The following is a 13,767-nucleotide window of genomic DNA, read 5'->3' as shown; positions in this document are numbered from 1 at the left end:
AAGGTTTAAAGGAGAACTCCAATGGCACATAAAAAAGCTGGCGGTTCGTCGCGCAACGGTCGCGATTCTGAGTCCAAGCGCCTTGGCGTGAAGAAGTTCGGCGGCGAGAACGTCGTTCCGGGCAACATCATCATTCGCCAGCGCGGCACCAAGTGGCATCCCGGCGACAATGTCGGCATGGGCAAGGACCACACGATTTTCGCCAAGATTGAAGGCAATGTTACGTTCCGTGCGCGCGCCAACGGCCGCATGTACGTGTCCGTGGCGCCGAAACAGGCAGAAGCAGCGGAATAAGCCGGACCGCTCATTTAAAAGCCGGCGTCACATCGACCCGGCTTTTAAATATCAGGTTACCGGACCTGGAATTTGAAAAAGAAGGGAAGATGGGACGCCACCATCTTCCCTTCTTTCGTTTCAAACCCAGGAAAGGACCTGACAATGCAAAGGGATCTACAAAGGGAGAGCCAATCCCGGCTTTCCAGAGAGCGGCTGAGGCCGGATTTGCAAAGGCGGGATTGCCCCGTTCTTCTGTCGCAAAGGCTCGTTCTGCGCGCCCCGCACGAAGATGACATTGACGCCATTGCCCATCTCGCCAACAACGACAAGATCGCGACCATGGTGTCGCGCATGCCGCATCCCTATACGATCGATGATGCCGCCAAGTTCGTGGAGCGAACCAAAGAGGGCGCGATCGGCAATTGCGTCTATGCCATCACGAAAGCCGAAAACGGCGAATTCATCGGTTGCTGCGGCATCGAGAACACGCCCGATGACGAAAGCGTCGTCGAGATCGGCTACTGGCTGGGCGAACCCTATTGGGGCAAGGGTTACACCACGGAAGCCGCCCAGGTTCTGATCGACATGGTCTTCCGCACGAGAAACGAGGTCGACCATATCGACGCACGTTGCCGGGTCGTCAACCCGCGCTCGCGGCGTGTGCTGCACAAGTGCGGCTTCCAGTTCCAGGGGCCAGGCATGGTCCAGTCGCTCGCCATCGGCGGGTCGGTCGCGGTCGAATGGTACCGGCTGGAACGGCGCAACTGGATGTCGCTGAAGAGCTGGGGAGGACAGAGATGAGCCTTGACCTGCAAGAGCGACAGAAGACCGCGACCATCGACACCGAGAGGCTTTGCCTGCGGCCGCTTCGTGCTGAAGATGCTGAGGCGATTACCGGCGTGCTCTCCGATTTTTCGGTAACCCGCATGCTGTCGCGTCCGCCCTACCCGTTCACGCTCGATGATGCCGAGGACTGGCTTGAGGCCAACGCCGACAGCAGCGACCGGGCATGGTCCTTCGCCATCACCCAGCCGGCAGACCGGGTGCTGATCGGCCTCGTCTCCATCGAGCTCAGGCAGGGCGGCTATCACCTCGGCTACTGGCTGAACCGCTACTACTGGGGCCGTGGCTTCATGAGCGAGGCGGCGTCCGCCCTTGTGGCCCGCTTCTTTGCCGAGAAGGGCGCGTTCACGCTGAATTCCGGCGCCATGGCCGAAAATGCTGCTTCGCTGAAGGTGCAGCAGCGTCTCGGCTTCCAGGTCACCGGCTTGCGAGACATCTATGCCGCAAGCCGCGGAGCCATGGTGCAGGAGGTGACGACGGCGCTGACGCCGGACTATTTCCGCCCCTATCACTTCGGCTGATGATCAAGGGCCGGGCCAGCGCAAGCGGCCCGGCCTTTTCTTTGTGAAACCCGGCGCACATCCATGGGGATGGCCATGGTTCCGACATGAATTTTGGTTGTCATTGGCGCCCGCATCGCTACCTTCCGCGACCAGAGACAATGAACCGGACAGACCTGCCCCATGAGTGACACCAAGATTGCCCGCATCGTCGCCGATGAAATCAAGGCCCGGCCCGACCAGGTGAATGCGGCGCTCGCGCTGCTGGATGGCGGTGCGACCGTGCCGTTCGTGGCGCGCTACCGCAAGGAGGCGACCGGCGGGCTGGACGATACGCAGCTGAGGCAATTGTCGGAGCGGGTGACCTATCTGCGCGAGCTCGAGGCGCGGCGGACGACGATCACGGAATCGATCGCAGGCCAGGGCAAGATGACGGATGAGCTGGCGGGCAAGATCGCCGCCGTCACCACCAAATCCGAGCTTGAGGACCTTTACCTCCCCTATAAGCCCAAGCGCCGCACAAGGGCGATGATTGCGCGCGAAAACGGCTTGCAGCCGCTGGCAGACGCGATCTTCGAAGACCGTGCGGCCGATCCGGAAAGCCTCGCGGCCGCCTATCTCAACGAAAATGTCGGCGATATCCGCGCCGCCCTTGACGGCGCCCGCGACATTCTCTCCGAACAGTTCGCCGAAAACGCCGAACTCGTCGGCCGTCTGCGCCAATACATGCGCGACAACGCGATGCTCTACGCCAAGGTGGTCGACGGCAAGGAAGAGGCCGGCGCGAAATTCGCCGACTATTTCGAGCACGCGGAAAAATTCGCCACCGCGCCGGGCCACCGCGTGCTTGCCATGCTGCGCGGCTGGAACGAGGAGGTGCTGACGGTGGCGATCGAGGCCGACCGCGACAATCCCTCGCCCGTCAAGCCCGCCCAGCAGATGATCGCCCGCTTCTTTGATATCGGCAGCAAAGGCAAGGCGGATGAGTTCCTGATGCAGGTTGCCGGCTGGTGCTGGCGGGTGAAGCTGTCCACCTCGCTCTCGCTCGACCTGATGCGCGAGATGCGCGAGCGGGCCGAGGACGAGGCGATCCATGTGTTTGCCCGCAACCTCAAGGACCTGCTGCTCGCAGCCCCCGCCGGCTCGCGCGTCACGCTCGGCCTTGATCCGGGCATCCGCACCGGCGTCAAGGTGGCCGCCGTCGACGGCACCGGCAAGCTTCTGGACACGGCCACGATCTACCCCTTCCAGCCGCGCAATGACGTTCAGGGATCAATGGCCGTGCTGAAGGCGCTGATTGCCCGTCACAAGGTGTCGCTGATCGCCATCGGCAACGGCACGGCAAGCCGCGAGACCGAAAAGCTCGTTGCCGACCTGCTGAAGGAAATCCCCGAGCCGAAACCGGTCAAGGTGATCGTCTCGGAAGCCGGCGCCTCGGTCTATTCGGCTTCCGAAACTGCGGCGAAGGAGTTTCCGGGCCTCGATGTCTCGCTGCGCGGCGCGGTGTCGATCGCGCGGCGCCTGCAGGACCCGCTGGCCGAACTGGTGAAGATCGAGCCGAAGTCGATCGGCGTCGGCCAGTACCAGCACGATGTCGACCAGATCAAGCTGTCGCGCTCGCTCGACGCCGTGGTCGAAGACGCGGTGAACGGCGTCGGCGTCGATCTCAACACGGCCTCCGCCCCGCTTCTGGCGCGCGTCTCCGGCCTCGGCCCCGCGATTGCCGAGGCGATCGTGGTCCATCGCGACGCCAATGGCGCATTCCAGAGCCGCAAGGAACTGCTGAAGGTCGCCCGCCTCGGTCCGCGCGCCTTCGAGCAATGCGCCGGCTTCCTGCGCATCCGTGACGGCAAGGAGCCGCTCGATGCCTCCGCCGTGCATCCGGAAGCCTATGACGTTGCCAAGAAGATCGTCGCCGCCTGCGGCCGCGATCTCAGATCCCTGATGGGCGACAGCGCGGCGCTGAAGTCCGTCGATCCGCGCGCTTTCGTCGACGAACGCTTCGGACTGCCGACGGTGCGCGACATTCTGGCGGAGCTGGAAAAGCCCGGCCGCGACCCGCGCCCGGAATTCAGGACCGCAAGCTTTGCCGATGGCATTGACGAGATCTCGGACCTGAAGCCGGGCATGATGCTGGAAGGCACCGTGACGAACGTCGCCGCCTTCGGCGCCTTCGTCGATATCGGCGTGCATCAGGACGGGCTTGTCCACGTCTCCCAGCTTGCCGACCGTTTCGTCAAGGACCCGCACGAGGTGGTCAAGGCCGGCGATGTGGTGAAGGTGCGCGTGGTTGACGTCGATGTGAAGCGCAAGCGCATCGGCCTGTCGATGAAGAAGGATGACGGCGCGCCCGCTGCCCGGGGACCGCGCGGCGGCGACCGCAAGCCCCAGCGTGACAACAAGCGGGAAGACCGGCCAAGCCAGGGCGCCTTCGGCGCGGCGCTGGCCGATGCCATGCGCCGGAAGTAGCGCTCAGTCGGTGTCGAACCGGTTGCCGTATATGTCGTAACCCCGGCTTTCATAGCCCAACCGATAGCCGGTGGTAACGACCGCAAGCCCGGCGACGATGGTGAAGAACGAGGTCGCCGTATCAAAGAACGTGGCAACGACCGTGACGAAGGCGCCAACCGTCGGCGCCAGAGCCGCCGGCGCCACCGTTAGGTAGAGCGCGGCCAGCGCGGCAACGCCAAACTGCAGAGCGAGCGACAGGAGCGCTACAAGAAGCGCGATCACGACATTGGTGATCGCCATGGGAAGGCCGAAGCCCTCGCCGCGCCAGAACGCGCCGCCGAGACCAAAATCCTGGTCGATCGCCGTTGCCGGCAAGATGAGCGAATAGCGCATGGCCACTGAAATGATGGTGAAATAGCCAACGAGGCCGGCAATCGCGAGCACTGCGACTCCGAAGCCGCCCGAATGGGAAAGAATAGCCGTCAATATACCGAAGGCCAGCCCAACCGGCAGGCCAATCAGGAACATCACCAGGCCGACAAGGATGCCCTGCCCGAGAAAGCGCAGCTCTCGTCGGGCAAATCGGATCGGAAACGGCTTCGGCATCTCACCGAGAAGCCCATGTAGATGCCAGGCAACGGCGACGGAGGCAAAGGCGATCGCATAGATCGCCGCCATGACGACAAAGCCGATGATGAACAGAAGAGCCTGCGGCGTGGTGACCGTCTCGACTTCGAAATGCTGCGGCTCGGCCGGCGCGAACAGGCTGACGAGAAAGACCAACAGCCCCCAGGGCCAGGCGATTCTCAGCGCGACCACGATGTTTGAGAAGAACAGGCCCAGCGATCCGCCCATGACCGCCTTCAGCCGTCCGCCAAATGTCATCGTTCACGCCTCCGGCACCCGAATCAATTCGCACAAAAGTCTTTCCGTCACACATTTTCAAACACGTCGGCACGTCGCAACCAAAAATTGTGAATTCTACAAGTCTTTGAAATAAAGGCCGGAAGTCAAGGCGCGGGAGATGGCCGAACCGCCTTGTTTCTTGTTTCAAAACGAATATTGTACGCTTAATAATATGTGACATTAGCAGGCATTCAGGGGATTGAGATGGCTTCACCGCTGTTCGACCTGATCGACAAGATCATTAAAACCGGAACACTGAGGGTCAAGACGGAAACGGGGGAGGTCACCACATTCGGGGACGGCACGGGCGACCCCGTGGCGATCCGCTTCACCGACAGGCAGGCACAGGATCTCATTGCCAAGGACCCGGCGCTCACTCTCGGAGAGATGTATATGCAGGGCCGCTTCCTGATGGAAGAAGGCGATATCTACGATTTTCTCTCGCTTGTCCGGCGCAACACGCTCGATATCGTCTTCAATCCGTTTATGGCTATGAAACTGTTCTGGCGCATCGGCCTGGCGCAGGTCGGCACCCGCCTGCCGATCAACAGGAACCGCAAGAATGTCTCCCACCACTATGATCTGACGCCGCCGCTCTTCAGCCTGTTTCTGGACGAGGACTGGCAGTATTCCTGCGCCTATTTCGACCCTCCGGACATTTCGCTCGACGAGGCCCAGCTCGCCAAGAAGCGCCATATCGCCGCCAAGCTCAGACTGAGCGAAGGCCAGCGCGTGCTCGAGATCGGTTCAGGCTGGGGCGGGCTCAGCATGTATCTCGCCGAAATGGCCGGCGTCGACTGCACCGGCATCACGCTCTCCCATGAACAGCATGACATTTCCGAGGACCGCGCGGCAAAGCGCGGGCTTTCCGACAGGGTGCGCTTTCAGCTGCAGGACTACCGGACGATGAAGGCCAAGCCCTTCGACCGGATCGTCTCGGTCGGCATGTTCGAACATGTGGGCATCGGCCGCTACAGGAACTTTTTCGACAAGTGCTTCGAGCTCCTCGATGACGATGGCGTCATGGTGCTGCACTCGATCGGGCGCGACATCGCCGGCCATGGCCACACCAACCCCTTCATCGAGAAATACATCTTCCCCGGCGGCTACATCCCCTCGCTTGCCGAGGTCCTGCCGGCGGTGGAGAAATCCGGCCTTTTGGTGCGCGACGTCGAAATCCTGCAGATGCATTATGCCTACACGCTCCGTGCCTGGCGCGAACGCTTCGTCGCCCGCAAGGAAGAGGCTATCAAGCTCTATGACGAGCAGTTCTTCCGCATGTGGGAATTCTATCTGGCGGGTTCGGAAATGGCCTTCGAATGGGACAAGATGTTCGTGTTCCAGATGCAGCTCTCCAAGAGCCAGTTTGCCACGCCGAACAACCGTCGTTATATGTTCGAGGCCGAGGAGAAGCTCAAGGCCGCGGAAGCGACCAGGGCGCCTCTCGAACCGGTCGAATTCGACTGAAGCCTGCCTTCTTCAGGTATCAAGGCTTGAAGTCGACGGCTGACCGGCCGGCAGATCAGACGCTTTGATGCACCGAGGATTTATGGGCACGACCACAGAGGATAACGGCCGCGTTTTCGACGCTCCGTCGGATAATTTCGTCTACAACCTTTTGCCGCGCCGGCTTTGGCCCTATGCCCAGCTTGCCCGCTGGGACCGGCCGATCGGCTGGCAATTGCTGATGTGGCCGTGCTTCTGGTCGGCGGCTATGGCGGCGGCCGTGACGGCCGAGGCCAACGCCTTCCGGCCCGGCCAGTTCATCGCCCATCTTCTGCTGTTCTTCATCGGCGCGGTTGCCATGCGCGGGGCGGGCTGCACCTATAATGACCTCGTCGACCATGACATCGACAATCAGGTGGCGCGCACGCGCTCGCGGCCCCTGCCGTCCGGCCGCGTCACCCGGCGTCAGGCGAAGATCTTCATCTTGTTACAGGCACTGACCGGGCTTGCCGTGCTGTTGTCGTTCAATCTTTTCACGGTTCTGCTCGGCTTCGCATCGCTCGCCTTCGTGGCGATCTACCCGTTTGCCAAGCGGTTCACCGACTGGCCGCAACTGTTCCTGGGGTTGGCTTTTTCCTGGGGTGGCCTTGTCGGCTGGGCGGCGGTATTCGGCTCGCTTTCACTGCCGGCCGTGCTGGTCTATCTCGCCGCGATCGTCTGGACCATCGGTTACGACACGATCTATGCCCATCAGGACAAGGAGGATGACGCGCTCATCGGCGTGCGCTCCACCGCGCGGCTGTTCGGGGAGAGGACGAAGCCGTGGCTCATCCTCTTCTACGGCGCCATGCTGACCCTGCTTGTCGTCGCCTATCTGGTCGCCGGCCTCGGCTGGGCCGCGTTCGCCGGCCTTCTGGCGGCAGGTGCCATGCTGTTCTACCAGATCGCGGTGCTCGACATCGATGACGGCGCGCAGTGCCTCAAACTGTTCAAGTTCAACAGCCGCGTCGGGCTGGTCGTCTTTCTCGGCCTTGTGGCAGCGATCTTCATCGGCTGAGCCGCGGCTCAGGCAGCGACCGCGCGGCCCTTGACCGTCATCTTCACGCCGATCGGGCAGTCGCTGAGCCGCATGGCAAGGCGCTTGATGCTGCGGGCGGCAGCGCGGCGGGCGGGACCTGCGGCATCATCATTGGCGGCAACGGCCTGGTGTGGCTTGAAATCCACCGGACGGGCAATGCCGTCGGCTTCAACCATCATCATCGGAATATCGTAGAGCAGCGCCCAGTCCTGCCAGTCGGCCACAATTTCGCTCAGGTCATGGGCGACAAGCAGCGGAATGCAGAGTTCCGGATCTGCGTGGTGCAGTTCCAGCGTCACCGTGATCCCGCCATCGGCATGGGCAACGGCGCGGGCGGCAACGCCCTTGAAGGCGCGGCCCGGAAGCGCGATGGAGAAGGGCAGGTTGCTGGAAGGCAGGTTGCGGCGGACAACGGCGCCGCGCTGATCGAGCTTGACGCCGATACGGGTTTCCGCCCCCTTGGCGACATAGGAGAACTTCTGCGGGAAGTGCGCCGGATCTATCCTGAGAACCGGTTCCTCATTGCCCCTCTTGACCTGCGAATTCGTCATCTGATCACCCTTTGGCTCTGTCGCCGGTATCCGGCTTTTTTCTCTGCGAACTTTCCGTCCGTCTGAAGGCCATCCTAGGCGAGGTTCTTACCAGCCGCCTTAACAAGCAGGGTTAAGAAAATCCAACCCGGATGAATGGTTATCAAAATCCGATCCGTAAGGGTTGAGAGAGCGTGAAGGCCCGGGCAAGGATGGGTTAACCTTGGATGCCGCGAGCGGCCCGCGTCGGCTGCGCCTGTCCGGCAGATGTTCTCGGCAAGACCGCAGACACCTTGCCTGCCCTCAGACAGGCAAGGCCGGCCGACAGCCGCATCGGGATCATCAGCGATAGATCGCGGTAACCGCCTCCTCGCCCGCGCGGACATGGCCGCGATACATGCCTTCCGAATTGAACGGCAGGGCGATGTTACCTTCGCGGTCGACGGCGATGACACCGCCGGAGCCGTCGTTTTCACCGAGATCGACCATCACGACATGGCGCGCCGCGTCTTCCAGGCTTTCGCCCTTGTAGCGCATGCGGGCCGCGATCTCGGAGGCCGCCGTCCAGCGGATGAAGATTTCGCCATGGCCCGTGCCGGAAACAGCGCATGTGGCATTGTCGGCATAGGTGCCGGCGCCGATCACCGGCGTATCGCCGATTCGGCCCTTGGCCTTGCCGGTCCAGCCGCCGGTGGAGGTGGCGGCAGCCAGATTGCCGTCATTGTCGCAAGCCACCGCGCCGACCGTGCCGTGACGGCGCGCCGGGTCGGCGTCATCCTCGCCCTTGGCCTTCATCTTCAGGGTTTCCTGAAGCGCATTCCAGCGGGCCTCGGTGAAGAAATAGTCCTTGTCGCCGAATTCCAGGCCGGCCTTGCGGGCAATTTCCAGCGCGTTCGGGCCGGTCATGCACACATGGACGGTGTTTTCCATCACCGCGCGGGCCGCGCGCACCGGGTTCTTCGGCCCGAAAATGCCGGCGACGGCGCCGGCCCTGCGGTCACGGCCGTCCATGACGGCAGCATCCATCTCCTGTTCGCCGTGATCGGTAAAAACCGCGCCGCGTCCGGCATTGAACAGCGGCTCATCCTCAAGCGCGCAAACGGCTGCGGTGACAGCATCGAGGGCCGGTCCGCCATCCTTCAGCACCGCCTCGCCCGCTTCGAGCGCGCGACGCAGGCCCGCGTGATAGGCCGCTTCCTTCTCCACCGTCATCTTCGATTTCAAAATGGTTCCGGCCCCGCCATGGACCGCCAGAGAATAGCGCATGTCTTACTCCTTCAGCCCGGCTTCCCGGGCGCAGTAGCGGGCGATATCCGCATGGGTGGCAATCCAGCAATCGCCCTTTGCCGTGATGTGGGACAACAGTTCTTCCAGAATGAAGATGCGCGACCGATAGCCGGTAATATGCGGATGCATGGTCAGCAGGAACATGCCGCCTTCCGCATAGGCGCCGTCGAACTCACGCCGGAAGATGTCGAGAACATCGGCAGGCGGGGTATAGGGCCGCTGCGCGCCGAACCGGTTCATCATGAAATAGACGGCGTCATCGCGGATCCACTCGACCGGCAGTTCGACAATGCCGGTAGCCTCGCCATTATCGAGGATTTCATAGGGATCGTCATCGGCAAAGAGCGAACTGTCATAGAGAAGGCCGAGTTCGCGGGCGATCTTCAGCGTCGCATCGGAATAGTCCCACGAGGGCGTGCGCATGCCGACTGGCCGACTGCCCGTGATCTTCTCCAGCGTATCGCCGGAACGCAGCATCAGTTCGCGCTCCTTATCGGCCGGCACCTGGGCATTGCGCTCGTGGATCCAGCCGTGGAGGGCGATCTCGTGGCCGTCATCAGCAAGGGACCTCTGCTCTTCAGGATGCAGGAGCGCGGAGACGGCTGGCACGAAGAAACTCGCCTTCGCGCCAAAGCGATCAAGCACCTTGCGGATGCGCGGGATTCCGCGCCGCGCGCCGAACTCGCCCCAGCTGAGGCGGGCGGGCGATTCGCCGCCGTCGCGCAGCTCATTGGTCTCGTGGTCGCTGTCGAAGCTCAGCGCCACGGCGCAGCGCGCGCCGTTCGGCCAGGCTTTCGGCAGCAGGCTTCTGCCCGCGCGCACCTGGTTGACCCGGCCGCGCCAGGTCGCTTCGTCCCATTCATAGGGTTCGCTCATGCATGGCCTCCATCGACCGAAAGGATTTGTCCGCTGATCCAGCCTGCTTGCGGCGAAGCCAGAAACGTCACTGCGTTCGCGATATCGGCCGGCGCGCCGAGACGGCGCATGTGAATGCCGGCGACAACCGCTTTCTGCCGCTCCGGCCCGAAGGCCTGCCACTGCTTATGCGTCGAAGGGTTGGAAAGAATGAAGCCCGGCGCCACGGAATTGACCGTGATGCCGAAGGGGCCGAGCTCGAGCGCCAGCTGTTTCGTCAGCCCCACAAGCGCGTGTTTTGCACTGGCATAGGCCTGGATGCCGGTGAGGCTCGGCCGCAGGCCCGCGCCTGAGGAAATTGTGATGATCCGGCCCCCGCCGTTCTGCTTCATGCCCGGCGCCACGGCCTGAGCGCACCACATGGCGGCATCGACATTGGCCTGGAAGATCACGCGCCAGTCATCCTCGCCGATCTCTTCGATCGGGCGGCCTGCCTGTCCGCGCACCCCGCCGGCCGACATCACAAGACCGTCGACCCGGCCATGTTGCGCAAGCACCGACCGGATGGCGGCATGGGCGCCCTCGCGGCTGCCGAGATCGGCCTGATGCAGGCTGATGCCCTCCGCCTCCAGGGACATCATGCCATCGCCGTCGATATCGATGGCCGCGACGTCGGCGCCCGAAGTCCTCAACTGGCGGACAATGGCCACGCCGATGCCCTGCGCCGCGCCGGTGACGGCGAAGATTCTTCCGGAAAGATCTAGCTGCACAGCGGCACCATCTCATCGACAAGGGCCGCCGATTGTTCGCGCTTCCCGTCTTCGATAGCATGAATGAGGTCGACCATCCTGGCGAGCGCGGGAACGGCAAGACCGTGCGAGGCGGCAAGCGGGATCATCGTGCCGATCTGGGCATCCACCTCCGTCTTGCGCTTGCGCACGGCCAGATCGCGCCAGATGCCGGAATGGGTCTTTGCGGTCTTGCGGTTATGCGCCACCATCTTCTCGATCGCGATCCGCATACCCTCCGGATCGGCCGCCAGAAAGGCCGCCGGATCAAATCCATTGAAGCCGAGCGGGTTGGCGCCTTCCGCTGCCGCAAGCGTCATCACCTCATGGCCGAGCCTTTCATAAACGACGCGGTGTTCCGGACGCGCCATCGCATCCGACATGGAAAGAGGCGTCAGCGCGGTGCAGAACAGAAGCGCGCCGTAGCCCATCTTGCCCCAGAGATAGCCCCAGATATTGTCGGTCGCCACCGCGTCCGGTTCGACCAGCGACAGGAGCCTGTGAACTTCGGCGACACGCGGCGTCATCCGGCCGTCGAGCTCTCCGACGGCAACGGCAGCGCGGTTGCCGTACAGAATACGCCCCGGCTCCAGCCAGTCTGCGCCGAAGTTGACGAAACAGCCGACGGTATTCTCGGCGCCGATCCTCTCGGCGATCACCTTTTCGTTGAGGCCGTTCTGGGCAGAGACGACATAGCCGCCCGGCGCCAGATGCGGGATAAGCATCTCCAGCGCTTCGGCCGTGTGATGCGCCTTGACCGCCAGGAACACGCGCTCGAACTGCCCTTCCAGTTCGTCGGGCGTGCTTGCCGGCAACACATGCGTGAACGCCTCCACCGGCCCCTCGATCCTCAGGCCCGCGGTGCGCATCGCCTCGACATGGTCCGGAACGATATCGACCATATGCACGTCATGACCGGCCCGGGCGAAACAAGCGCCGAGGACGCCGCCGATCGCGCCGGCGCCCCAGATCAGAACAGGAGAATTGCTCATGCCCAGTCACCCTCGATCAGGCTGCGCGTCTCTTCGACGGCGACGGACCATATCCGGTCCATGTCCTCGTCGGGTCGTTGATAAAGACCACCGTAATTGCCGTCGCCGATCAGTTCGCGCACACCTTGCGAATTGCGGTCGCGCAGCCGGTCGAAATCGACGTAGGGCTTCTGCTCGGCCGGCATCTCGCGGCCCGGCAGCCGGGTCCAGGGAAAGTTCTCCATCCAGCTTGCATGGCTGGCGACGGGGTCGATCTCGCGCACGGCCGCAAACGTCTTCGGCGCCCTCCACCAGTCATGAAAGCGGCAGCGCGCGCCGTCATGGCGTTCCATCCACTCCATGGTCACCGGCTGAACCGGCGTGTTGCCGCCATGGCCGTTGACGATCAGAATGCGACGAAAGCCGGTCGCATAAAGACTGTCGAGAATATCGGAAACGAGCGCCGCATAGGTCGAGAGCTTCAGGGTTACCGACCCCGGGAAAGCCATGAAATAAGGCGTCAGCCCGTAGGCGACGGCCGGAAAGACCGGCACGCCCAGCGGCTCGGCGGCATCGGCCGCGACCTTCTCGGAAAGAATACTGTCGACCGAAAGGCTGAGCCAGGCATGCTGCTCGGTGCTGCCAAGCGGCAGGACGCAGCGGTCGTCCGTCTTCAGATACGCCTCGATCTCAAACCAGTTGCTTTCGGAAATTTTCAACGTTGCCCCTCCGTTTCTTGAGGATTTTTGTTCTGTAGGCTTCGATCGTCGGAAGCAGTTCCTTCCGCACGGAATGGATATCGGGCGTGTGCCGGTACTCGAAGGCGCGCTGGTCGGGCCTCAGCATCTCGAGCAGGTATTCGGCGCCGGTCGCGTAGACGAGGACGTCGGCACGGGCGATTGCCTCCTCGGCACCCGGCTCGCCGCGCACCACCATGGTAAGTTCGGTTAAGTGTGGGCCGAAACGGCGGATGCCCGCCTTCATCAGCGTCACAAAAGTGTCGAAATAGGAATAGCCGACGACCCCGGCATCGGTCGCGAGCGAGGCAAGCGCCACCCGCGTGGCCTCGTCCGGTATCAGCGTGACGCCGGTGATCGGCGTATCGGCGAAATGATCGCGCGCCGGCTTCAGCAGGCTGCGCGGCGAGATCACCAGGTCGACGCTGCCGGGGGCGATCTCCTTCAGCATGTCCATGGTCGCGACCGAAAGCGTGTCGCCATGGGCAAGGAGCGGGCGCAGCGCCGCCGCATAGGCCTCGGTCGCCTCGATGAAATTGCCGACGATCAGAAGACGCATCGTCATGTCGGGGCGGCTCGGGGCCATGGATACGCGCGTTGCAAGCTCGCTCGGCGACAGGCCGCAGTCGCGGCCAAGCTCCACCAGATCGGCGATCCGCATGTCGAGCTCGCGCAGGCGCGCCTGGTTGCCGGGAACCGAGATGCTCTTGACGAAGGTGCCGGAACCGACGCGCCCTTCCGTATGCCCGACCTCCCGGAGCGCTGCGTAAACGGTACTGACCGTGACCGGCGAGATGCCGAGCCTTGCCGCCAAAGCGCGCACCGACGGCATGCGCCCTCCTGCCGGAAGTTCGCCGGAGGCAATGCCGAACTCCAGCGCTCCGCGCAGCTGCACCGAAACGGGAACCGAAGATGAGCGATCAATGGCATCGATGATGCGATCCATTGCCTGATCGAATTGCACCTGTGTGTCTGTCATAGTGTTATAATGAACAAAAACACCAAGCCTGCCAAGCCTTTGAAGGCGCTGTTTTTATGATTTCAAAATCATTTTTGTGACAAATCAGGGTTGACCGTATCAAAAATCCGGGACTATCGT

General features: G+C 62.8%; 14 protein-coding genes. 6 read left to right on the top strand and 8 right to left on the bottom strand.

What is annotated here, in order from left to right; translation table 11 throughout:
* Positions 1 to 21 precede the first annotated feature (21 nt).
* From rpmA to JET14_RS03065, 4 genes are all read left to right on the top strand, one after another.
* Complete coding sequence (rpmA, locus tag JET14_RS03080) at positions 22 to 294, top strand: 50S ribosomal protein L27 (protein ID WP_138746465.1); 273 nt, start codon at positions 22 to 24, stop codon at positions 292 to 294.
* Positions 295 to 438: 144 nt separating this feature from the next.
* Entirely contained in the window at positions 439 to 1,077 is a 639-nt protein-coding gene (locus tag JET14_RS03075; protein ID WP_200336751.1) for a GNAT family N-acetyltransferase, read from the top strand.
* Complete coding sequence (locus JET14_RS03070) at positions 1,074 to 1,640, top strand: GNAT family N-acetyltransferase (RefSeq protein WP_200336750.1); 567 nt, start codon at positions 1,074 to 1,076, stop codon at positions 1,638 to 1,640. Before JET14_RS03075 ends, JET14_RS03070 begins: the two co-directional genes overlap by 4 nt.
* Before the next feature lie 162 nt (positions 1,641 to 1,802).
* Complete coding sequence (locus tag JET14_RS03065) at positions 1,803 to 4,088, top strand: Tex family protein (RefSeq protein WP_200336749.1); 2,286 nt, start codon at positions 1,803 to 1,805, stop codon at positions 4,086 to 4,088.
* A 3-nt stretch (positions 4,089 to 4,091) separates the two neighbouring features.
* On the opposite strand, the gene JET14_RS03060 is transcribed toward JET14_RS03065, so the two are convergent.
* A complete protein-coding gene (locus JET14_RS03060) occupies positions 4,092 to 4,955 on the bottom strand; it encodes a hypothetical protein (protein WP_200336748.1) in 864 nt (287 codons plus the stop codon).
* 225 nt (positions 4,956 to 5,180) lie between these two features.
* Here JET14_RS03060 and JET14_RS03055 point away from each other — a divergent pair, with 225 nt between their 5' ends.
* Together JET14_RS03055 and ubiA are read left to right on the top strand one after the other, a co-directional pair.
* A complete protein-coding gene (locus JET14_RS03055) occupies positions 5,181 to 6,443 on the top strand; it encodes an SAM-dependent methyltransferase (protein ID WP_200336747.1) in 1,263 nt (420 codons plus the stop codon).
* A gap of 82 nt (positions 6,444 to 6,525) precedes the next feature.
* The gene (gene ubiA / locus JET14_RS03050; RefSeq protein WP_200336746.1) at positions 6,526 to 7,479 is read left to right on the top strand and encodes a 4-hydroxybenzoate octaprenyltransferase; all 954 of its coding nucleotides are present in this window, start codon (positions 6,526 to 6,528) and stop codon (positions 7,477 to 7,479) included.
* Between the two features lie 8 nt (positions 7,480 to 7,487).
* Here ubiA and JET14_RS03045 read toward each other — a convergent pair whose 3' ends face one another.
* The 7 genes from JET14_RS03045 to JET14_RS03015 all read right to left on the bottom strand — a co-directional run bounded on the left by JET14_RS03045 (position 7,488) and on the right by JET14_RS03015 (position 13,614).
* The gene (locus JET14_RS03045) at positions 7,488 to 8,051 is read right to left on the bottom strand and encodes a DUF6101 family protein (protein ID WP_138746472.1); all 564 of its coding nucleotides are present in this window, start codon (positions 8,049 to 8,051) and stop codon (positions 7,488 to 7,490) included.
* Positions 8,052 to 8,372: 321 nt separating this feature from the next.
* Positions 8,373 to 9,296, bottom strand: a complete 924-nt coding sequence (locus JET14_RS03040) for an isoaspartyl peptidase/L-asparaginase family protein (RefSeq protein ID WP_200336745.1) — start codon at positions 9,294 to 9,296, stop codon at positions 8,373 to 8,375.
* Between the two features lie 3 nt (positions 9,297 to 9,299).
* Positions 9,300 to 10,193, bottom strand: coding sequence for a polysaccharide deacetylase family protein (locus tag JET14_RS03035; RefSeq protein ID WP_200336744.1), 894 nt, complete (start codon positions 10,191 to 10,193; stop codon positions 9,300 to 9,302).
* Entirely contained in the window at positions 10,190 to 10,942 is a 753-nt protein-coding gene (locus JET14_RS03030) for an SDR family NAD(P)-dependent oxidoreductase (protein WP_200336743.1), read from the bottom strand. Before JET14_RS03030 ends, JET14_RS03035 begins: the two co-directional genes overlap by 4 nt.
* Positions 10,933 to 11,952, bottom strand: a complete 1,020-nt coding sequence (locus tag JET14_RS03025; RefSeq protein ID WP_200336742.1) for a ketopantoate reductase family protein — start codon at positions 11,950 to 11,952, stop codon at positions 10,933 to 10,935. Before JET14_RS03025 ends, JET14_RS03030 begins: the two co-directional genes overlap by 10 nt.
* On the bottom strand, positions 11,949 to 12,650 hold the full coding sequence (locus tag JET14_RS03020) for a creatininase family protein (RefSeq protein ID WP_200336741.1): 702 nt from the start codon (positions 12,648 to 12,650) through the stop codon (positions 11,949 to 11,951). The genes JET14_RS03025 and JET14_RS03020 overlap by 4 nt, the downstream gene beginning before the upstream one ends.
* Complete coding sequence (locus tag JET14_RS03015; protein ID WP_246750485.1) at positions 12,622 to 13,614, bottom strand: GntR family transcriptional regulator; 993 nt, start codon at positions 13,612 to 13,614, stop codon at positions 12,622 to 12,624. Before JET14_RS03015 ends, JET14_RS03020 begins: the two co-directional genes overlap by 29 nt.
* Positions 13,615 to 13,767 lie beyond the last annotated feature (153 nt).

It is taken from the genome of Martelella lutilitoris (assembly GCF_016598595.1).
In the GTDB taxonomy this organism is placed as follows: domain Bacteria; phylum Pseudomonadota; class Alphaproteobacteria; order Rhizobiales; family Rhizobiaceae; genus Martelella; species Martelella lutilitoris_A.
Note: the sequence above shows the minus strand (reverse complement) of the source record. Positions and strands in the feature narration are given on the sequence as shown.